This window comes from Bradyrhizobium sp. BR14999 (assembly GCF_056106085.1).
Genome location: NZ_CM148536.1, coordinates 2,217,154 through 2,237,863, shown reverse-complemented (window position 1 = coordinate 2,237,863; position 20,710 = coordinate 2,217,154). Strand labels below are relative to the sequence as shown.

General features: G+C 59.7%; 18 protein-coding genes, 5 pseudogenes and 1 other annotated feature. Of the genes and pseudogenes, 8 read left to right on the top strand and 15 right to left on the bottom strand.

The genetic code is table 11. The features are described from left to right. Nucleotides 1-197: 197 nt before the first annotated feature. From ACR9YP_RS10365 to ACR9YP_RS10355, 3 genes and pseudogenes are all read right to left on the bottom strand, one after another. Nucleotides 198-344 (bottom strand): annotated as a pseudogene (locus tag ACR9YP_RS10365) (IS3 family transposase); the annotation flags it as partial. A gap of 92 nt (nt 345-436) precedes the next feature. Continuing rightward, nucleotides 437-1,399 carry an isocitrate lyase/PEP mutase family protein gene (locus ACR9YP_RS10360; RefSeq protein WP_474219625.1) on the bottom strand — a complete coding sequence of 321 codons (963 nt, stop codon included), beginning with the start codon at nt 1,397-1,399 and terminating at the stop codon, nt 437-439. Nucleotides 1,400-1,607: 208 nt separating this feature from the next. After that, nucleotides 1,608-2,084, bottom strand: a complete 477-nt coding sequence (locus ACR9YP_RS10355) for a hypothetical protein (RefSeq protein ID WP_474219624.1) — start codon at nt 2,082-2,084, stop codon at nt 1,608-1,610. A gap of 57 nt (nt 2,085-2,141) precedes the next feature. On the opposite strand from ACR9YP_RS10355, the gene ACR9YP_RS10350 reads away from it, so the two are divergent. Continuing rightward, entirely contained in the window at nt 2,142-3,341 is a 1,200-nt protein-coding gene (locus ACR9YP_RS10350) for an IS256 family transposase (protein WP_438102715.1), read from the top strand. Nucleotides 3,342-3,754: 413 nt separating this feature from the next. On the opposite strand, the gene ACR9YP_RS10345 is transcribed toward ACR9YP_RS10350, so the two are convergent. From ACR9YP_RS10345 to ACR9YP_RS10335, 3 genes and pseudogenes are all read right to left on the bottom strand, one after another. Next, nucleotides 3,755-4,024, bottom strand: coding sequence for a hypothetical protein (locus tag ACR9YP_RS10345; RefSeq protein ID WP_474219622.1), 270 nt, complete (start codon nt 4,022-4,024; stop codon nt 3,755-3,757). Nucleotides 4,025-4,107: 83 nt separating this feature from the next. Next, entirely contained in the window at nt 4,108-4,587 is a 480-nt protein-coding gene (locus ACR9YP_RS10340) for a hypothetical protein (RefSeq protein ID WP_474219620.1), read from the bottom strand. A 549-nt stretch (nt 4,588-5,136) separates the two neighbouring features. Next, nucleotides 5,137-6,117: pseudogene (locus ACR9YP_RS10335) on the bottom strand (IS3 family transposase). Continuing rightward, nucleotides 5,715-5,831, bottom strand: a sequence feature (AL1L pseudoknot). Its footprint overlaps the pseudogene before it by 117 nt. A gap of 474 nt (nt 6,118-6,591) precedes the next feature. Here ACR9YP_RS10335 and ACR9YP_RS10330 point away from each other — a divergent pair. From ACR9YP_RS10330 to ACR9YP_RS10315, 4 genes and pseudogenes are all read left to right on the top strand, one after another. Further along, entirely contained in the window at nt 6,592-6,717 is a 126-nt protein-coding gene (locus ACR9YP_RS10330; RefSeq protein ID WP_474219619.1) for a hypothetical protein, read from the top strand. Between the two features lie 89 nt (nt 6,718-6,806). Further along, entirely contained in the window at nt 6,807-7,061 is a 255-nt protein-coding gene (locus ACR9YP_RS10325; RefSeq protein ID WP_474219552.1) for a ribbon-helix-helix protein, CopG family, read from the top strand. A gap of 140 nt (nt 7,062-7,201) precedes the next feature. Beyond that, complete coding sequence (locus ACR9YP_RS10320; RefSeq protein WP_474219617.1) at nt 7,202-8,986, top strand: recombinase family protein; 1,785 nt, start codon at nt 7,202-7,204, stop codon at nt 8,984-8,986. Then, nucleotides 8,961-9,931 (top strand): annotated as a pseudogene (locus tag ACR9YP_RS10315) (IS3 family transposase); the annotation flags it as partial. The gene ACR9YP_RS10320 and the pseudogene ACR9YP_RS10315, both read left to right, overlap by 26 nt. A gap of 42 nt (nt 9,932-9,973) precedes the next feature. On the opposite strand, the gene ACR9YP_RS10310 reads toward ACR9YP_RS10315, so the two are convergent. From ACR9YP_RS10310 to ACR9YP_RS10300, 3 genes and pseudogenes are all read right to left on the bottom strand, one after another. After that, nucleotides 9,974-10,972: an NADPH:quinone oxidoreductase family protein gene (locus ACR9YP_RS10310; protein ID WP_474219616.1), complete on the bottom strand. Its 999-nt coding sequence runs from the start codon at nt 10,970-10,972 to the stop codon at nt 9,974-9,976. Nucleotides 10,973-11,151: 179 nt separating this feature from the next. Beyond that, nucleotides 11,152-11,898 carry a hypothetical protein gene (locus ACR9YP_RS10305; RefSeq protein ID WP_474219615.1) on the bottom strand — a complete coding sequence of 249 codons (747 nt, stop codon included), beginning with the start codon at nt 11,896-11,898 and terminating at the stop codon, nt 11,152-11,154. Nucleotides 11,899-13,081: 1,183 nt separating this feature from the next. Beyond that, a pseudogene (locus ACR9YP_RS10300) lies at nt 13,082-14,141 on the bottom strand (IS110 family RNA-guided transposase). A gap of 104 nt (nt 14,142-14,245) precedes the next feature. Between ACR9YP_RS10300 and tnpA the strand changes: the two are divergent. After that, the gene (gene tnpA, locus ACR9YP_RS10295) at nt 14,246-14,647 is read left to right on the top strand and encodes an IS66-like element accessory protein TnpA (RefSeq protein ID WP_474219613.1); all 402 of its coding nucleotides are present in this window, start codon (nt 14,246-14,248) and stop codon (nt 14,645-14,647) included. A gap of 176 nt (nt 14,648-14,823) precedes the next feature. Here tnpA and ACR9YP_RS10290 read toward each other — a convergent pair whose 3' ends face one another. Genes ACR9YP_RS10290 through ACR9YP_RS10265 form a run of 6 tightly spaced genes read right to left on the bottom strand, consistent with a single transcriptional unit; the run spans nt 14,824 to nt 17,992 of the window. Further along, the gene (locus ACR9YP_RS10290; RefSeq protein ID WP_474219612.1) at nt 14,824-15,024 is read right to left on the bottom strand and encodes a hypothetical protein; all 201 of its coding nucleotides are present in this window, start codon (nt 15,022-15,024) and stop codon (nt 14,824-14,826) included. Further along, nucleotides 15,021-15,830, bottom strand: coding sequence for a tyrosine-type recombinase/integrase (locus ACR9YP_RS10285; protein ID WP_474219611.1), 810 nt, complete (start codon nt 15,828-15,830; stop codon nt 15,021-15,023). The genes ACR9YP_RS10290 and ACR9YP_RS10285 overlap by 4 nt, the downstream gene beginning before the upstream one ends. Next, complete coding sequence (locus ACR9YP_RS10280) at nt 15,827-16,486, bottom strand: tyrosine-type recombinase/integrase (protein ID WP_474219610.1); 660 nt, start codon at nt 16,484-16,486, stop codon at nt 15,827-15,829. Before ACR9YP_RS10280 ends, ACR9YP_RS10285 begins: the two co-directional genes overlap by 4 nt. Continuing rightward, entirely contained in the window at nt 16,432-16,758 is a 327-nt protein-coding gene (locus ACR9YP_RS10275; RefSeq protein ID WP_474219608.1) for a hypothetical protein, read from the bottom strand. The genes ACR9YP_RS10280 and ACR9YP_RS10275 overlap by 55 nt, the downstream gene beginning before the upstream one ends. Beyond that, a complete protein-coding gene (locus ACR9YP_RS10270) occupies nt 16,755-17,516 on the bottom strand; it encodes a site-specific integrase (RefSeq protein WP_474219607.1) in 762 nt (253 codons plus the stop codon). The genes ACR9YP_RS10275 and ACR9YP_RS10270 overlap by 4 nt, the downstream gene beginning before the upstream one ends. Then, nucleotides 17,513-17,992 (bottom strand): hypothetical protein, encoded by a 480-nt coding sequence (locus tag ACR9YP_RS10265; protein ID WP_474219605.1) that lies wholly within the window; start codon nt 17,990-17,992, stop codon nt 17,513-17,515. The genes ACR9YP_RS10270 and ACR9YP_RS10265 overlap by 4 nt, the downstream gene beginning before the upstream one ends. Before the next feature lie 343 nt (nt 17,993-18,335). Between ACR9YP_RS10265 and ACR9YP_RS10260 the strand changes: the two genes are divergently transcribed. Both ACR9YP_RS10260 and ACR9YP_RS10255 read left to right on the top strand, forming a co-directional pair. Beyond that, complete coding sequence (locus ACR9YP_RS10260; protein WP_474221023.1) at nt 18,336-19,217, top strand: site-specific integrase; 882 nt, start codon at nt 18,336-18,338, stop codon at nt 19,215-19,217. A 10-nt stretch (nt 19,218-19,227) separates the two neighbouring features. After that, nucleotides 19,228-20,426, top strand: a pseudogene (locus ACR9YP_RS10255) (IS91 family transposase). The last annotated feature ends 284 nt before the right edge of the window (nt 20,427-20,710 follow it).

Genomic DNA, 20,710 nt, shown 5'->3' with positions numbered 1-20,710 from the left:
GCTAGGACGATGCGCTATTCGCGTACGATCATCTCGCGCTCCAAAAAATGATCGAAGCAGTTCGCGTCGCGAGGTGGAACATTGGAGCGCATCATCGAAGAGTTCGTCTTGGTCTATTCCATGGAGCCGCCTTCAAACTTGCGAGGTCTCGATCTTGTCGTCGCCTTGACTGATCTCCCCCGAAGAAGTTGACGGGTTTAATCAGCTTTTAGCTCCATCTGGATCGCGGCGATATATCCGAGCCTGGTTCGATTGTAGAAGGCCTCGCTCAAGGCGAAGATATCACGTTGGGCCTCAGTGCGGGTCTGATACTGGTGATGATGGACAAGCTCGGTCTTGAGAGTGTAGAAGAAGCTTCACGATGGTCCTCGATGAGAGCGGACGCTCATGCTGGCTTCCGCGAAGATCGCGATGGACTTCATGCGTGAATGTGAGGTTATCTTCGCGACACTAAACGTGCTTGCACACGTGCCAGTTCGTCATACATCAAAAGCTCAATCAGATCGTCGGCGATCGCGACATTGCGTCCAGTGCTCGCAGCGCTCTCGTCAATCGCGAAGCGACAGCGGAGCTTTCTTGTTGCATCTATCGCAGCATGCATCGAGTGATTGCCCCAGATAATCGCAGACAATGGAACACTTAGAGAAGCAAAGAGCGTCATTCGATCGTCCTTTGCTGGAACTACTACAATGGGCAGCGGGCTCCGCCACGCATGCAAGAACGAAACTATCCCCTCCACAGCACCCTTACATGAGTGAAGAAGGATTGCATCGGCACCCGCTTCTGCGTAATCGTGAGCTCGCAGCATCGTTTCCTCCATTCCATACTCGTCGTTCGGTGCCTCAATGCGCGCCACGAGGACCAAATCGTCTTCGACTGTGTCCCTCACTGCACGCACGCGGCTGCAGAATTTATCGATATCTGCTTCACGATGTTGCTCGCGTACAAGCTGCCTCGTCTTCAGGCTCGAGCTATCCTCCAGTGCGAGGCCTGCAGCGCCAGAGCTACGCAACTCGTGGGCGATAACTCCTACATTATTCACATTACCAAGACCGAAGTCTCCATCAACGAGGACCGGCAGTTCAGTGGAGCCGACGATCCTTTCGATTATGCTCATAACTTGATTCCATGAAGCTTCGCTGGCATGGCGATATCCGAGGGAGGAGGCAATTGATGTCGCCGATGCCCACAACCCTTCGAAGCCTGTGCGCTCGGCGATCGCGGCGGAGAATCCGTCATGCACCTCCATGAGAAACGAGAGCTCAGCATTCGAGCAGATTTGGACGCGTAGCATATCGGACATCGAGCGCCTGGCGGAGTGATCAACAACATTGACGAGGAACGGTCGCGATTGATCCTGTATGCAGATTCCTTGTGCCGCGTTTACCCGACCAACCATTCCTTGCCTGCCTAACCAGCGACTTTTACTCGGCCGCTGTTCATCTGACCTTACCGACGACCGTCAATGGATAGATGACGCGCTTCGATCATCGAGATCAATTCCTGGAGCTAGTAGTTGATAAAGCGCGGATGATGTGCATCTCCCTTTACTAAGTGTAGCAGCCATAGTGACGTCCGCCGGCGATCCTGGATTATTCCGTCATGGGTCATCTGGCTTCACGTGTGGCCGAGTCGGCTACTGCGACCATTAGGGCATGCTCATTCAGGTGCTTTATTAACGTGGCAAATCGCTCGTTAATTACTATGCGCCCCACTAGATAGACGCCGTCGATCAGCGCGTCGAACGCGAGGCGGAGATCATAGACCCACAGCGCCCGGCTCTTCCATTCTATCGTCCCGCCCTCGTCTGTATCGATCCTTCTGGGCCGGCCCGACAAATCAACTTTGATCGAGAGGCGAGCAGTACCCGTTACAAGCTCGTCAAATCGCAGATTCAGACCCGCAAAGCACGTATGCGGCGCCTCGGCTGCTGACTTCCAAATAAAGAAAACTACTTGCCCAATGCAAAGCAGAAAGCTTTCTCGGGTCGTGTCCCAAGGAGTGGTGTAGCTGATTAGCAAAGCCGCTCGCGACGCGCGCCCCACATAGCGCCGTAGCGAGCGAGCGGCTTTGGGGGTGGCCACCGATGATTCGTCGGTAAGGTTTGGGTTGCGACACCAACCTGATTCGAGGAACCACCGATGACCGACGACATGATGAACCTGCGTGCGCTCGTGGAGAAGACCCCAGATGCCGATCTGTTGCGCGAGATGATCGGCTTTGCCGCCCACCGGCTGATGGAGCTGGAGGTCGAGGGCCTGACTGGGGCCGCTTACGGCGAGAAGAGCTCGGAGCGTCAGATCCAGCGCAATGGCTACCGCGATCGGAGCTGGGAGACCCGTGCCGGCACGGTCGAGCTGCGCATCCCCAAGCTGCGCAAAGGTTCCTACTTCCCGGGCTTCCTCGAGCCGCGGCGGATGGCCGAGAAGGCGCTCACGGCCGTGGTGCAGGAAGCCTACGTGCAGGGCGTCTCGACCCGCTCGGTCGACGATCTGGTGCAGGCGATGGGCATGAGCGGCATCTCCAAGAGCCAGGTGTCGCGGCTGTGCGGCGAGATCGACGACAAGGTGAAGGCCTTCCTCAATCGCCCGATCGAGGGCGACTGGCCCTATCTGTGGATCGACGCCACCTACGTGAAGGTCCGCCAGAATGGGCGCATCGTCTCGGTCGCGGTGATCATCGCGGTCGGGGTCAACGGCGACGGCCGACGCGAGGTGCTCGGCATGGATGTCGGCCCGTCCGAGGCGGAGACGTTCTGGACCGCGTTCCTGCGCAAGCTGGCCCGCCGTGGCCTGCGCGGTGTCAAGCTCGTCGTCTCCGATGCCCATGAGGGGATCAAAGCCACGGTCGGCAAGATTCTCAACGCCACCTGGCAACGCTGCCGCGTCCACTTCATGCGCAACGCGCTGGCGCATGCCGGCAAGAGCGGGCGGCGGGTGGTCTCCGCCTTCATTGCCACCGCCTTTGCCCAGGACGACGCTGAAGCGGCACGGGCGCAGTGGCGGCGCATCGCTGATCAGCTACGCCCCAAACTGCCGAAGCTCGCGGCGTTCCTCGATGAGGCCGAGACCGACGTGCTCGCCTACATGAGCTTCCCGGCCGCGCACCGCGCCAAGCTGCACTCGACCAATCCGCTCGAACGGGTCAACGGCGAGATCAAGCGGCGAACCGAAGTGGTCGGTATCTTCCCCAATGAGGATGCCATCACCCGTCTGGTCGGTGCCATCCTGCTTGAACAGAACGACGAGTGGGCGGTCCAGCGCGGCCGCTACATGACACTGGAAACGATCGCGCCGTTGGGCGATGATCCCGCCGTCAGCTTCCCGGCAATCGCCAGCTGACCGATCCGGCCCAGGCCGGCGAATGCGGTGACCCACCGCCAGTTACACCACGCCCAGGGACACGATCCTTTCTCGCATCTCCGGAAACTCCTGCGCGATGAGCGAACGTCGGGCCCACCCGGATCTTGGCGCACAACTATGAAGTTGGCGGAGCCGGATGGCGCTAAGTTTCAAACTCACGCGAACAATCGCTAAGAGGACCGTCGCTTCAGATACTGGCTCGAGCAGTGCTGCGCAGCGACGACCGTGGCTCATGACTCCCTGCTGGTCGTGCGACTTCCTCGCGTTTCAGGCGTTTCGGCAGTGCGAGATGCAGACCTCAAGAAATCAGACGTGCCTCCCCGGGCACTCGCCTAGCTCATGCATGTGAAGCATCAGTCGTGGATGGTTGGTCACGTGCGGCATCTGGACTTTCAAGTTTTAGCTCGCGACGTCAGGCTTGAGTCAATTTGCACTGCTCTTCGCACATCGACCGAAACGATGCAGACCATAGTTTCAAGGCGACGAGCGACCTTATCGACCGGGCCCCGGTCACTGATCTCAAGGGAAACCGTAATCCGACATCCGTCCGCTATCATTCGAGCGCTGACAGCAGCGATTCGAAGACCATGAACGCGGGTCTGGTCGAGCAGGCGGCCGAGCGCAGCATGCATATCGTTGGCCTGGAGCTCAATAATAAACATGCCAGGTCCTTTTCTTCGCACGACCGCGCCCGATTTTCAGAAGCGCGAAATCGGCATCCATGCGTTAGAACTCTTTTAGCAATTTAGACCTGGACGGTTCCGCCATTGGACCGCTTGCTGGTCGCGACCTCGTGGTTCGACTGACTCCGATTCTCCGAGCCGGCTCTAAAACCAATATGGAAGCGCGGTGTCAAACGTTGGTGGAATACGACGGCAGACGGTACCGTCGTGATTTCATCAGCAGAAATCTGGCGGCGCAAAGGCACGCATGGGTCAAGCGACAGTTCGTCGCCTGCAAGTTTCCTTCCGAGGGGAGAGGTCTGTGCCGCCCTCAGACCACTAGGCAGCATGACGACCGTCATCGCGCGATCGACGAACAGGACAGCCGGAGAACCGCAGGTCATTTGAGCATGACTCCTATCTGGCACTTGTTGAGGATCGCCGAAAGCCGTCTCTAAGAGTAGACCGCGCTCGTCGCAAATGCCTTGAGATCTGATTCGAACAACGCTATTGTCAGCCAGCGTCGGAACGACGTTGATGATATTGACGAAATTGTTAACCAAAGGATCAGGAGCTCGATGCCGTTTGGCAATATCAGTTCTGGGCGATCCCCCTCGTCTAATCCGGTGGCCGCAACGCATGCACATACTTGTGCGACGCGGGGTGGCTCGCGCACACGCAACGCCCGAAAATATCGACCATGGTAGTCGAGCCGTGCGCTCGCGCCCACATTGAGACCAGCGGTCCGTACCTGATGCTCTCATATGCGAACTTCGGAGCTTCTGGCTTTCACGAAGCATTTGGCACCCGCTCCTGCTGCTCGTTTCCTGTCGTCTTTGTCGGATTCGTCGTGAGAGCTGTCGAGATAGGCGGAACACGATTGTCGCTTGGACGGTACTCTAGGCCGCTACTGTGTTATTGGATCCTCACGCGCTAGCAATCGGCGTGCCAAGAGAAAGCTGTGCGACCGTGCTTTGCGAATTCATGTGCTTCGTTGCGGTCAGGCGGAATACTTGGCTCGCTCGATGTCGCCCTTCTGAACCGCCCCGGGATTGCCGGAGGCCATTTGGTTTAAGTTATGCCGCCATGGCCGATTGTTCCAGCATGGCGTACTAGCGTTGCTCGGCTTCGGCCGGCGGGATGTTTCCGATGGGCTCCAGGAGCCGTCGGCTGTTGAACCAATCGACCCATTCCAGGGTAGCGAACTCGACGGCCTCGAAGCTGCGCCATGGCCCGCGCCGATGGATCACTTCGGCCTTGTAGAGACCGTTGATGGTTCGGCGAGAGCGTTGTCATAGGAATCTCCGACACTGCCGACAGAAGGCTCGACGCCAGCTTCAGCCAAGCGCTCGGTGTATTTTTGGCTGCCCTTGTCGCTATGATGCACGAGCCCGCCGCGATGGACCGGCCGTCGATCATGCAGCGCCTGCTCCTGCGCATCGAGCACGAAGCCGGCATGCGCCGTGCGTGAAGCCCGAAAACCCATGTCCCGCATCAGTCGCGACACCGTGCAACGGGCAACATCGAAGCCTTCGCGCTTGAGCTGGCGCCAAATCTTGCGCACGCCGTAGACGGAGAAGTTCTGATCGAACACGCGCCGAACCTCGGTCTTCAGGGTAGCGTCCTGCCTGGCGCGTGCCGACAGCCTGGCCGGATCGCGCCGCCTGGCCACATGGGCGTGGTAGGTCGAGGGGGCGATCGGCAAGACCTTGCAGATCGGCTCGACCCCATGCGCCCCACGATGATCGTCGATGAAGGCGATCATGGCTTGGACCGGCGGTCGAGCTCCGCCATCGCAAAATACGCGCTCGCCTTGCGCAGGATCTCGTTGGCCCGCCGAAGCTCACGGTTCTCCCGTTCCAGGGCGCCTTCAGCTTCTCGGCCATCTCGGTCGGAACGCCGGCCCGCTGCCCGCTGTCAACTTCGGCCTTCTTGACCCAGTCATGCAGCGTCTGCGGCGTGCAGCCGATCTTGGCCGCAATCGATGTCACGGCCGCCCAGCGCGACGGGTGCTCGCTCGCATGATCCAGAACCATCCGAACCGCACGGGCCCGGACCTCGGGTGAAAACTTGTTCGTCGTCTTGCTCGTCATGGCTCCATCCTCTCAGGAGTTGGAGCCTCCGGCAAACCCGGAGCGGTTCACTTCTGACACAAGCGGCCTTGATCAGACGCGCGCTGAACGCGACAAAGCCGATTTAAACGAAAAAAAAGACCCCTATCGTTTCGAACCCTTGCGATGGGCTGCTCCTTCGTAAGGCCTGCTTCGACAAGGCGGTTTGGCATGTCCTGGGTGCCGAAGACGCGGGAAACGACAAATTTGTCATTTCCTTCAACCGGCTCGACGACTGTCTGCTTGCGGTCACACCACCGGGAACAGTCCGTTTTGGTTTCTTTGGCTGGTACGCGGTTGGCCGCAGTACCATCCACCCATTGTCCTGAACCAGACATTCCCGACATCACGATGCTGCCTGGGCTTGAGTTATAGGCGTTCGATGGGAGCGTCGTCTGCGTATCGACACCATGATGACCGCGGGAAGTTCCACGCCATCCATGTATCGAACGCACAATGCAAGAACAGATTGGCAAGGACGGGACTGATGGCTCCCTGAACGCAAAAGATAATTTCCGCTTTGAACGCGTCATCACCGGCTGGCGCGATGGAGCTATTGTTGATTTGAGACGCAAAAGGTAATATCATTATGTCATATGATTCGATCGACGCAGGCGTAGAAGGCCGAACGGCTGAGGGCGGCGCGACGCTTGCTCGCGAAGAAAATCGGCATGGCGGAGGCGGCCTTGGCGCTGTCGCGCGAAAGCGGCTTGTCGCTGCGGCAAGCCTATCGCTATCTCGAAGTGGCCAAAAGGAAGGAGCCGCTCCTTTCCGCGCCGCAGCCGTCTGTGACGCTCTCCCTGAAGATGCCGGCCGATCTCGCCCAAAAACTCCAGGCGCGTGCGGCGGCTTCCAGGCTTTCGGCAAGCGAGGTGATGCGCCGGGCGGTGGCCGCCTATCTCGCGTCTGTCCGCGAAGATGGCTGAGCGGCGAAAAAAGCGCGACGTTCAACTCGAATTTGCGTTCGATCGGCTCGTCGCCGCCAAACTTGAACAGGTTTACGAAATTCTCGTTCCAGATCAGGTGCGCTTCGCGCGCGCCGGCGCCGATGTGACGGGAGGCGAAGATGAAAACCGCCGCGATTTACGCCAGAGTGTCGTCGGACAAACAGAAGGAGGAGAACACGATTGCCAGTCAGACGAGCGCGCTGATCGCTTTCGCGCGCGAGCAGAACTGCGACGTGCCGGCGGAATGGGTGATCGAAGACGACGGCTATAGCGGCGCGAGCTTGTTGCGCCCTGGGCTTGAACGACTGCGCGATCTCGCCGCAGAAGGGCGGATCCAAGCCGTGCTCGTCTACGCTCCCGATCGGCTGAGCCGGCGCTATGCGCATCAAATCCTTCTTATCGAAGAGTTCGCGCGCGCCGGCGTCGAGGTGTTGTTCATTCGCTCGAGACGGGCGGCGACGCCGGAAGACGAGCTACTGCTGCAGTTTCAGGGCATGATCGCCGAATATGAACGCGCGCAAATCCTGGAGCGGTCGCGGCGAGGGAAGCGCCATCGCGCCCTTCAAGGCCAAGTGAGCGTGCTTTCCGGCGCTCCGTTTGGCTATCGCTACAAGCGCAAGACCGATCACTCTGCCGCCTATTATGAGATCGACGAGCGACAGGCCGGTATCGTGCGCTGGGTCTACGAGCTTTACACCGCAAGAAACCACAGCATCGGCGCCATCACGCGCCTGCTCAATGAGCGCCAGATTCCGACAGCCAAAGAAACAGGCCGCTGGGAGCGCTCGACGGTTTGGGCGATGCTGCGCAATCCCGCGTATAAAGGAACGGCCTGCTTTGGCAAGACTCTGATCGCGCCGCGCATGCGTGTGACGCGGCCGTTGCGACTGCGCGGCGGTGTCGCGCCTCGCAACAGCGCCAATCATGAGCTTCCTCGCACAGAGTGGATCGAAATCCCTGTGCCGACCATCATCAGCGAAGAGACCATCGCACTGGCGAATGAGCTTTTGGAAGCCAACAAGAAGCATGCCCCGCGACGCACGATCACGCCGAGCGCCCTGCAAGGATTGTTGAGCTGCGCCAAATGCGGCTATGGGCTCTATCGCACCTCCACAAGGTCGAGCGCTCGAACTATCCATTACTACCGCTGCTTGGGCTCGGATGGCTGGCGCCGGCTCGGCGGGCCGGTCTGCGACAATCGCCCGGTGCGCCAGGATTTGCTGGACGAGGTGGTATGGAAAGAGATCGTGCGTTTACTTGAAGACCGAAACCTCATCGAAGACGAACTTGAGCGCCGGCTCAAGGCGGCGCGCAACGCCGATCCCACACAGCGCCGGGAGGAAACGCTTCGCCGCGATCTTGCGCGCTCCCGGAAACGCATCGAGCGTCTCCTCACGGCCTATCAGGAGAGCCTTCTCTCACTTGAAGAGCTGCGCAGCCGCATGCCTGATTTGCGCAGCCGCGAACAGGCTTGCCTATTGGAGTTGCAAGCGATCGAAGACCAATCGAAGGAGCGGGAAGTTTGTCTGCGTCTCGCCGAATCCGTGACGAGCTTCCTCGACCGCCTGCGCTCGTCCGTCGGCGAGCTCGATATAATCGAACGCCGACGCGTGCTGCGCCTTCTCGTGAAGGAAGTCCTCGTTGGCGACGACAAGATCGTCATCCGCCACTCCATCCCCCTCCCACCCACCCCTCCGGGTGGAAAGGAGCCCGGCGCCGCCGATAGTTCCGTGACCGCTCCTCCACCGCAAAGTTATCTTTTGCGTTCAGGGAGCCAGCACGCCCCGTTGGGGGGCGTGACCTGCCACTGCGTTGGAGTTAGAGTCCGGCCCGAAGAAGGACGGACAGATGAAGCGAGCAAGGTTCACGGAAGAGTAGATTATCGCGGTATTGAAGGAGCATGAGGCTGGGGCGAAGACGGCCGACCTGGCCCGCAAGCACGGTGTTTCCGAGGCGACGATCTACAATTGGAAGGCCAAATTCGGCGGCATGGACGTTTCCGAAGCGAAGCGGCAGAGGGCCCTGGAAGAAGAGAACGCGAAACTGAAGAAGCTTCTGGCCGAGCAGATGCTCGATGCGGCCGCACTTCGCGAGCTCCTGTCAAAAAAATGGTAGGGCCCGCCGCCAAGCGCGCTGCGGTCGCGCATCTGCAGGCGGTCATGAGCCTGTCGGAACGGCGGGCCTGCTCGATCGTGGCCGCGGACCGGAAGATGATCCGCTATCGCTCCAGCCGTCCGCCGGACGCAGTTCTGCGCGGGCGATTGCGCGATCTCGCCAACGGGCGGCGGAGTTTCGGCTACCGCCGGCTGTTCGTTGTGCTGCGACGGGAGGGAGAGCCATCGGGGATCAACCGCATCTACCGGCTTTATCGCGAAGAAGGGCCCGCCGTCCCTAAGCGGCGGGCCCGCCGCAAGGCTGTGGGAGCCCGAGCTCCGATCCTGGTCGAAGCGAAGCCCAACGCGCGCTGGTCGCTGGACTTCGTCCACGATCAGTTCGCCAATGGCCAGCGCTTCCGCATCCTCAACATTGTCGACGATGTCACCAAGGAATGCCTGGGCGCCATTCCGGACACATCCATCTCCGGACGGCGCGTCGCCCGTGAACTGACCGCAATCATCGCGCGCCGCGGCAACTCAGGAAGGATCGTATCCGACCACGGCACCGAGTTCACCTGCAATGCCATGCTCGCTTGGTGCAAGGATGTTGCCATCGACTGGCACTTCATCGCACCGGGAAAGCCGATGCAGAACGGCTTCGTCGAGAGTTTCAACGGCCGGATGCGCGATGAGCTGCTCAACGAGCCCCTGTTCTTCGATCTCGATGACGCCCGCGCCAAAGTCGCCAACTGGGTCGGCACCATGCGCCTTGCCAGTCGAACTCTGCAGCTGAACTCAATCTATATTAACAACAATCTTTCCGACTGCCTTTCGAGTGGCCAGTTGGGCGATGGCATTGCCCGCATCTTCCAAGGGGAAGCGCGCCGATATGAAAGGTCGCAGCTTGCCAGCTCGATACAACTCGAGTAACTCGACCGCGGTGTGACTAAAACGGTCGACACCGCGGTCAAGCCACGGCCCGAAGAACACCCCAACGATATTGCAACTCTTAAGTAAAGGAAGATTGAGCGGAATCTGTGGGATGCCTCCCGTAAATCCTACAACGAGGAAACGACCATCCCAAGCTATCGCGCGCAAAGCCGCCTCTGAATAGTTTCCACCTACAATGTCACACACGACGTGAGCTCCGTCCGGATCGCAAGCCGCTTTAAAAAGGCGCGCAAGATCTCTCTGGGACGATGCATCAAACGGCGCAGGTGGATATATCACCACTCGGTCTGCTCCGTGCTCTCGGGCTTTTCTCGCTTTCGCAGGTGTAGAAACGGCTGCCACAACGTGAGCACCCATCGCTTTTCCAATCTCAATTGTCGCAAGCCCAACGCCACCAGCGGCTCCAAGCACCAGGAGAGTTTCACCGTCTCTAAGGTCGCCCCGCTCTTTCAACGCGTAGTAGGAAGTGCCGTAGGTCAAAAAGAACACGGAGGCTTCGTCAAACGGCATTTTGTCTGGTATCACCGCACATCGGCTCGCGTTTATGGCAATTTTCTGCGCCATCGCCCCCCATCTTGAAAAACCCATGACGCGATCGCCTGGTTGAAGCGATGAAACGCCGCCACCTATAGCTTCGACTATGCCGGAAAATTCGCCCCCCGGAGAAAACGGTCGCTTAGGCTTGAATTGATACCTGTCCTCTATGATCAGTGCGTCCGGAAAGTTTACTCCGCTGGCCTTGATGCGAACGACAATCTGGCCGACGGCAGCCTCCGGATCGTCGACCTCTTCTAGAACAAGAGTCTCGGGACCGCCTGTCGATCTGCTAATGATCGCTTTCATTCCTACTCCGTGCCATTGTACAAAGTCCACTCGAACCGAAGTAGCGCATGAATTGCCAGCATCCTTTACCTACGCCGCCAATTTAGAGCGCCTAATGCACGCAGACACCTTAGCCTTAGCCCGGCATACAAGATTTGAGCCAGCCTTTCTGAGCCAGCAAAATTGATGGGCAAGATGACTTACTTTGATTGTGAATCAATCTCGCTCCTCACCTCTTCGCCCGTTACCCAAACAAGCCAGTCCTCATCCACGATGTGGTATTCCACCAGCCGCAATATGGATCCCCCGGGTTCACAATGCGCATATCCGCTTTGCGCAACAACGTCCTTATCAATCCGCCAGCGCGGTGCAAGGGCACATACGAAGTCAGGAGCCCACATTGCGAAAGACACGCCGCGAGCTATCCCAGATGCGATCTTCGCTATGCCCTGTCCTCTGAAGTCTTTGCGGACCCAAAGGTCTCCATGATAAGCAACTTTCCCTGTTATCTTCTTCGCGCTAGGTGCCTTGCAAGTACAGCGGTCCGAAGCATGCGCATGTACAGTCGGTTCAGCGTAAAAGGCTTTTAGCGAATGAAGATGTTCTGCAAGATTGCTGCGCGACAGATCATAAAGTCGAGCAGCCTCTAACAGGGCAACCTCATCATTCTTGTCGACGCCTTTGATCCAATATCCGTCGCCGGGTTTGATTGGCGATCGATCTGGCTGGAAATTGGGATATGTCGGCCCCTTTGTTGAAGCGGAGGCTGTGATCCGGACGTACTCGTGAAAGTCGAATCCTATTGACAGTTTGATGCCCTTTTCAGCTGCTGCGGCGTCATATACATTAAGGAAGCGCGAAACTTGCAATAGATTGACCACGCCTCTTATTGCCATACCATTGTCTTTCGCCGAGCTGCATCTTTCCATACGGCGAATTGCTGACACGACTATCTGACCGAGTCTTGCAGAAGGGGGCATCTCATGGCCCTGTGTTACCGCAACCGGCGCTAGATACTAAGTAACAGACTTATGCCTTTACTTAGGCACTCTAGCATGACGATGAAGTCAATCATTTTCCGGCCATCTTCCGTTAGCAGGATAGGGCGACGCATTCGACTGACTCTTGATGGCCCGGTGAACGCGCTCTCTTCTGTCAGATGGGCCGAGCTGGGGGGGTATCGATCGAACGTTTTGATGTGACCTAACTTGCACGGCGAGTATCTCCAAAAGCAGCCATATCTTCAGGTACATGACAGCCGGCATAAGCGAACCTACTAATGCTGGTGGTCTTTGATTCAGAACCATGTCTTTAGCCTAGCCCCGAGGCGCGCGTCATACGCAGTTATCTTTGTAGTGGTTCGATGAGTGGCTTCCTAGCTGGGAAGTCAACACTTGCAAGGGCGACAGTGAGCCGCTCTGGCACAAAGTGGAGCGCGACCGGTGTGCCGAGCGCAGCATCCGGTCGCACTCAGAAAAGACGTCACCTCGACGAAATGTTCGATGCAACTAAGATTATCATGACGCCGAGTTAGGACGTTCATTCATAAACTGTCGTCCAGGACGAGCCGACGGGAGTGCCACGGCGGCGGAGAGGTTGCGTGCGGGCTTATCGAAGCGTATCCCTCCGGCGGCGTCCGGCGGCGACCGCCTTGCATAGTTTGAGAGGTGGCCTGAGGATTTGACCTTATGTATGGTCCGGCCGTGCGTTACGAGAAGATTCGTCAGTTGGCGGCGGCGGTCTTGCATCAATGTATCGGGCCTCTGATTGGAGCGCGTCTATGCTCCGGGCCATCATGGATATCAGCGCGTGTGCGTTCTGATTAGTCTACCGGCCTCGACCGGGCCACTAAGGTCACCAGTACTCGCACACGCTCGGAAGACCGATCCTCCCCATCTTGTCTTGTCTTCTCGCAGACCTCGGCTCGAGACTGTTGATGGGGCTATGTCATCGCCTGCTCTTGATATCGCGTAGTTCCTTTGTTCGGCCAAAGGGCCGTTCCTTCGTCCCGGCCTGCAGAACGTCGAACGCGTCACGCGCAGGGCGGTCAAGGCCGGCCGTCACGCTTGGCCTGCGGCTGGTTGGGCGTCGCCAGGCTGCGCCGTGACAGCGCCGAGCACGGCGCGAGGATCAGGCGGGTCGGACAATTGCATCGTCGATCCTCGTCAGCTCGAAGACGCGTTCTTTGGCCAGCACCGCCCAGGCGATGCGGCAAGTTTGTTGGCGAGCGCGATTGCGAGCACATTGTGGTGTAGCCACTTCTTGGCGGCTTCGATCCAGGATGTGAGCCCGTAACGTTCCCAGTTCTTTATCCTGACCAGCACAACCCAGGCCGCCTGCACGAATAGAAGGCGCAGGTCTCGATTGTCACGCCTCGAGACGTTGCCAAGAATCGTTCGGTCTCCCGTCGAGATCCGTTTGGGCACCAGTCCAAGCCGGGCGCCGAAGTCGCGGCCTTTGGAGAAGACGTCTCCAGTGCCGATTGCGGCCACCATCGCACTCGAAACGATCGGCCCGATGCCAGGCACCGTCATCAGGCGCGAACATGCCTGATCTTGACGGGCAATTTCTTCGATCTCTTCGGATAGGCCAGCGATACGCTGATCCAGCCGGCGCCAGTCGACTGCCAACTCCTCGATGACACGCAACATGCGCGGCGACAGCGCATCGGTGCGCGTCGCAAGAATGGTGGGCAGTATGCGTAGGAAGCCGATGCCCTGTCGCATGGCGATCCCGCGCTCCAGCATGAAGGCCCGAATCTGGTTGATGATGCCAGTGCGCTGCGACACCAATCGCTCGCGCACCCTATGCAACGCTTGCAGATCCAGCTGCTCCGCGGTCTTCGTCGCGACGAACTTCATCGTCGGGCGCTGCACGGCTTCGGCAATCGCTTCGGCATCATTGAAGTCATTCTTCTGTCCCTTGCTATATAGGGGCGGACGTATTTGGCCGGCATCAACCTGGCATCGTGACCAAGCGATACGAGTTTGCGGCTCAGGTGATGTGCGCCGATGCAGGCTTCCATGCCGATGAGGCAAAGCGACATATTGGCGAGCCTTGCTTCCACTTGGCCACGCGACCACTTTTGCCGCAGCACGATGGCGCCGCGTTCATCGTGGCCTACGGCGTGGAACTAGTTCTTACCGATATCGATGCCAATCACGGCGATCGCAGTATTCGGTCTAGACATGGTGTGGCTCCTTGTCTTTGGCGCCCTTTGCAAGCTTCGTTTACTGACGGCGCAGGATCACGGCCGGACCATTCCATTAGTCTAGCTTTAAGATCACGTGGCGAATGCAGGTCAATGTATTGGGCGCCGAGCGTCGGTGGCGATGGAGTTACGGCGAGAAGGTCCGCCTCGTCGAGGAGACCTTGCAGGCCGGCGAGACGGTCTGCGGCATCGCGCGCCGGCATGGGGTGGCTCATAGCTTGCTGTTCACATGGCGTCGGCAGGCGCGCCAGGGCCGCCTGGGCGGTGATGCGGTGCCAGCTCTGGTTCCTGTCGAGATCACACCTGCGCCTGCGCCGGCACCGGCATCTATCAGCACGTCGCAACTGGCGTCTTCGCCTCCTGCGCAACGCGCAAGGGCTGGAATCATCGAGATCGAGCTTAGCGGCGGCTGTCGTGTTCGCGTTGATCGCGACGTCGACGGTGAGGCGCTGCAGCGAGTTCTTGAGCTCCTGCGGCGCCGATGATCCCGATCCCAAGCGGCGTCAGGGTTTGGATGCGTCGCGGCATGCGAAGCTTGGCTCTTACTGTTCAGGAGAGCCTGAAGCGCGATCCGCATTTATGTGTCGGACGAGATTATGTGGCGGAGGCGCCCTAACGCCAGCCAGGGCCGGCCACCCAGGGTTTCTCCGCCACATAACAATCAGATGTTGGCCAGCAGCTGCAGGATGGTGTCGTTCGGCCGGAAGCGCGCGCTGCGGTCGCCTGAGACGCCCGCCTTCTCGAGTCCCCGGCGCATCATCTCGACATCCGCAGCGGCGTATCGGTGGGTTGTGGCGACCTGAGCATGGCCAAGCCAAGCCTGGATCGTCAGGAGGTCCACGCCTGACCGGAGAAGCTTCATGGCGAGGGAATGCCGGAAGATGTGCGGCGATATCGGCTTGCCCTCCAAGCTTGGCCTTGTGGACCGGCCTGGGAGGCGGCACGCCGCACGATGTGTGTCGCGCCGAAACGCGTCAGGCGCTCGTTGTGGACCCCGACGAAGATCGGCCGCGGTTCATGATTGCCGAGGCCGCGTTCGCTCAATAGGTCCGTCAGCGATCGCACCGGATCCTTAGGAATGGGAACGACGCGATCTCGGCGTCCCTTGCCGTGAAGCAGCACCTGCGGGCGTCCTCGCTCCAACTGGAGGTCGTTCGCGTTGACGCCGGTCGCTTCGGACACGCGAGCGCCGGTTCTCGCCAAGAAGAGCAGAAAGGCCCGGTCGCGCCGGCCGCGGGGCGTCGTCTGATCAGGGGCTGCGATGATGGCCTCCACCTCGGCGTTGGTGAGATGATGCGTCACCTCGATGTGGGCCCGTTTGGTGGGGATCGTCAGAACCCGTTGGGCGACGCCGAACGAGGCGGGATCGGCGGCAGCGACGTGATGGAAGAAGGATCGGATCGCGGCTAGTCGGGCGTTGCGCGTTGCGACGGAGTTGTTCCGCTTCTCCTCAAGCTCGTCAAGAAAGGCGAGAACAAGGTCCCGATCGAGATCCTCAAGGGCCAGCGCCGCCGGCTTCTTCCCCAAATGGGCGGCGGCAAAGAGGATCAGCATGCGCAAGGCATCGCGATAGCTGGCTAAGGTCGCGGAGGTCGCGTTGCGCTGCTTGGTCAACCGGCGACGAAAGTACGACTCCAGGAGCGGCGCCAGCAGGAGGTGTTCGTTCATGCCGCGCCTCCGTCGAGGAAGGCGCGCTCAGCCGCGATGGCGAGGAGATCCGACGAGCCGGTGAGGTAGTAGGCTGTGTCGCTATAGTTGGCGTGGCCGAGGTAGGTGGCGAGTAAGGGCAGCAGCGCTTGGACGTCTGCGCGCTGTTGGTGCCACAGCCTGAGCCTGGTCACCGCAAACCGGTGCCGGAGATCGTGCGGTCGCAGAGGCTTGCCATTGTCAAGACCCGCGAGCTTGCGGGCCTTAGCGAAGTTGCTTTGCAGGCCGGTCGCCGACAGACGGCAGCCTCGCGAGCTGAGGAAGAAGGCCTCGCCTTTGGGCCTGGGAAACACGGTGTCGCGCTCACGGGCGTATCGACGAAGGGCTGCCTGGGTCGTTGGGTGAACAGGAATCAGGCGGTCTTTACGGAACTTGGTTTTACGGACGAGGACGACCCCGTCGGTCAGATCGACGTCGCCGCGATCAAGGCTGACCACTTCGCCCGATCGTAATCCCGTGCTGGCCAACAATCCGATTAGCGTCGCCATCGTGCGGCCCCTGAGAGGGTTCCCTGGCGAAATGAAGCTGCATGCGTCGATAAGCGACGTCAGCTCAGCCTCACTTAGGATGCGCGGCGGCGGAATCGCCCTGGACCGCGGGAAAGCTTTGCGCTCCAAGACCTCGGTCTGGGGGGCGTAGACGACCAGGTACTCGTAGATCGGCGGAGCACGCCGTGACGGACTGCGCGGCTGTCGGCGGCGCCACCGAACGACAGGGCGAAGTCCAGCGCCATCGTCCGGGTGGCGGGCGCACTCAGCTGAGATCGCTCGACGTAGCGAACGAAAGCCCGCAGCGTGCCGGCTTGCTTGCTGAAGGTGTAGCCGAGGGAGCGGCGCAGCTCGATGTAGCGCTCGACCTTGTCGTCGAGGAATGCGGCGAAGGCGGTCATGGGGCGCCTCCCGGAAAGGGGAGCGCCACCTCAGCGAGCTGCGAGGCCGCGACCTTCACGTACAGCGCCGTTGTGTTGATGCTCCGGTGCCCTAGAAGATCGGCGACCTCGTTGATCGGCCTTGGTTGCCCCACGAGCTGGGTGGCTAGACTGTGGCGCAGGAGAGGTGCGCCTCCGACGCGACCGAGCTCGATCCCACCATGCTGCAATCGCTTCCGCACGATCCTCGAAACAGACGACGCGTACTTGAATGGTCCCACGGGCGGCGTGAAGGACAGGAACAGATGCTGACTATCGACCTTCGGTCGAGCCCGCAGGATGTAGTCGGCGAGCGCGGCGCCGGTCTCCTCGATGAGCGGGGCCACTCGGTCACGCTTGCTCTTGGTGCGCCGGACAAAAACCTCGCCAGCTCGCCAGTCGATATCCCGGAGCTGAAGAGCGCGTAGCTCGCCGTTGCGAATGCCTGTGGTGGCGAGCAACAACAGGACAGCTCGATCGCGAAGGTCGATCGGCGTCGCCTTGCCGATCGCATCGATGGCGCGGCGAACATCATCCCACGAAAGCCGGGTCGGTAAATGGGCCAGTCGCCAATATGGCGTTCTTGGAACGACGGGAGTCAGATCCTGCTCGTGGTGGCCACCCCAATGCAGAAAGCGGAGAAACGTTCGGATGTGAGAGATCGCCGCCGTGCGAGTGCCGGAGGTCGCCGAGAGCGACAGCCGATACTCGACAGCGGCAAGGACATGCTCTGCCGTCAACGCCTCGAGGTCTTGGCCAGGATGACGATGGCGGAGCCAATCCAGAAAGCGCCGTGCGCCCAAGAGAACGCCATCGCGGGACCTGGCTCAAGGCCTCGTACCCTGCTCAGATAGTCAGAAAAGGAGCGCAAAAGCGGAGCGTCCGGATCATCGACTACAATGGGCGTCGAGGCAATGAATCGTTCGGGCGCCACCCGTCGCGCGTGTTGGAGCGCAGACACTGCCGCAATCCGCGATGAGTCCGTGGTGAATGTGCATAGATAGCTATCGACGATAGCTTCGCCGATCGGCCGTGAACCGCAATGCGCTGCAGCAAAACGGCCGAACCGCGCGATCCGGCTCAGATAAAGCTTAGCGGATGCTCGCTTGTAACCTAGCGAGAAAAAGTGCCCCGCGATGCGATCCATCTCGGCGCCGAGCGCCCCGTCACGAAGGCGTTTAAGCACCCCACGGTACGAAAAATAGAACTCGAGCATTGTGCCCCTCCGGCGTTACGGCGCAGGGGGATCCCGCGTCCGCACGAGGGGCACAAAATATTATGTGGCGGAGGAATCCAGCCGTGGCCGGCCCTGGCTGGCGTTAGGGCGCCTCCGCCACATAATCTCGTCCGATACATAAGTGCGGTTGGACGAAGCCGCTCCGCGGCAGAACTCTCGGCAAGAGTGGCCCATCGTCGGACGAAGGAATGCGGCTGAAGCAACTGTAACTGCTTTGGCGTGCCATGGTGAGACGTAATTTGCAGCGTTCATAGGCTTGGCTTCGAGCAAGATGGCGTTGCTGCCCTCGGGCAGTTTTCGTTTTTTTGCAAAGGAGCCTTCAATGACCCCGCTTCGGTTACGCATGATAAACGACATGCAGATCCACAACTTGTCACCGCATACGCAGGATTCCTATCTGCTGCAGGTTTCGCAGTTCGCCCGCCATTTTGCGAAGTCGCCGGCCTTGCTTGGGCCGGAAGATGTCCGCGCCTACCAAGTCTATCTGACGAACGAGAAGAAGTTGGCGCCGAAGTCGATCCACGTGACCGTCTCAGCGCTCCGTTTCTTGTACCGCGTCACGCTCGGCTTCGAATGGGATTTCGACCTCATCAATCCGTGTCCAAAGGCGCTCAAGACACTCGCCGTCATTCTCAGCCCCGAAGAGGTGCTGCACTTCCTCGGCTGCGTGGAGAGCCTCAAGCATCAAGTGATCCTGACAACATGCTACGCCGCCGGTCTGCGCATTTCCGAAGCGGTACGCCTAAAGCCGGGGGCCATCGACCGGCAGCGGATGGTGCTACGCGTCGATCAAGGCAAGGGGAAGAAGGACCGTTACGTCATGCTCTCGGCACGGTTGCTGGAGACACTGACCGACTATTGGCGCGCCGTCCGGCCGAGGACGTGGATGTTTCCCGGCGGTATCCCCAACGAGCCGATATCGACCAACGCGGTGCAGGACGCCTGCAGCAAGGCGCATCGGTTAGCCGGCCTTGCCAAGCCCGTGACGCCGCATTCGCTGCGGCATGCCTTCGCAGTTCATCTACTCGAGACCGGCACCGATCTTCGCACCATCCAGCTCTTGCTTGGCCATCGCAGTCTGTCCACAACCGCGCAATATCTCCGGATAGCCACGAACAAAGTCTGCGCGGCGACCAGCCCGCTGGAGCTGCTGCCGCGCCCAATCCCTAAGGCACCACCACCGCCGCCGCCTGAACATTTCTGACGGCGGCCCCATGGGACGCTCAGGTCCGGAAGTGGCGGATATCTTCCGCCGCTATGGTGCTACCTGGCGCGAGCAGCACTGGAGGTCTCTATCGACCGAACGGCGTGCAGCAATGACGGCGATCGAGCGCTGCCGAACGGCCGCGCTCGGTGGCCATGTCGAGCAGTGCATCACTGCGGAGAGCGGCGGATCTCCTACAATAGCTGCCGCTCGCGCAACTGCCCCAAGTGTCAAGCGCTCGCGCGGGCAGAATGGATCGAGGCCCGACAAGCCGAGCTTCTCGATACGCAGTATTTTCACGTTGTTTTCACCATACCCGACCAAATCGCAGCGATCGCATTCCAGAATGCCGGCACCGTGTACGATATTATGTTCCGCACAGCTGCAGAGACTTTGCGGACTATCGCTGCCGACCCCAAGCACCTCGGTGCGGAGATCGGGTTCTTTTCTGTCCTTCATACTTGGGGCCAGAACCTCCTTCACCATCCCCACCTCCATTGCGTCGTTCCTGGAGGAGGACTGTCCCCGGATGGCAGCCGCTGGATCGCGTGCCGGCCCGGCTTCTTTCTTCCCGTGGCCGTGCTTTCCCGTCTGTTCCGCCGCCTCTTTCTCAGCGCCTTGCAAAAGTCGTTCAATACCGGCGAGCTACAATTCTTCTCGTCGCTGTTGCGTGATCCAGCTGCGTTTCAGCGTTATCTGAACGATGTCCGCAGAATCAATTGGGTTGTCTACGCCAAGCCGCCATTTGGCAGCGCCGAACAGGTTGTGCACTATGTCGGCCGCCATACGCATCGGGTAGCGATCAGCAACAGCCGCGTCATCGATATCGAAGACGGCACAGTACGCTTTCGATGGAAGGATTACCGCCACGGAAGCCAGCAGAAAGTAATGACGCTGGACGCCGGGGAGTTCATTCGGCGTTTTCTCATCCATGTCCTGCCCGAAGGCTTCAAACGTATTCGCTACTATGGTTTTCTGGGTAACCGCTACCGCAAGCAAAAGCTCGCTCGCTGCCGTGAACTGCTCGGAATGACATCCGCCGATGCTCATTCGGAGCCGGAAGAGCCATCCGATTGCCCCGAGAAGGCTGAGCACTGCAATGCCGCTTCCTTGCGTCAATGTCCATCCTGTCATCAAGGCCACATGGTGTGCGTCGAGGTCTTGCAGCCAGGTTCGTTCAGTGCCGCTCGCTCACCGGACACTTCTTGATGCGAGACCTCGATCAACCAAGAGCCGCCACCTTCCATTTCGCAATTCTTCCGGCCGCCGTGGCAGCCGATAGATGCCCTGTTGTCGTTCTTCCGAGGTCAAACCCCCGGCGCTTCGCATTTTTCGGCTACTTCGCTTCCCAGATGTCGCTTCCACGCAGTACTTTCGTGATAATGTCCGCTTTGGATTTGTCTCCAGTCCAGATCACGACGTTTCACAAATAACGGCGCAGTGATTCAACACCCATAGCTGCAGCGGCGTGCCCGCGGCTTCGTCCAACACGT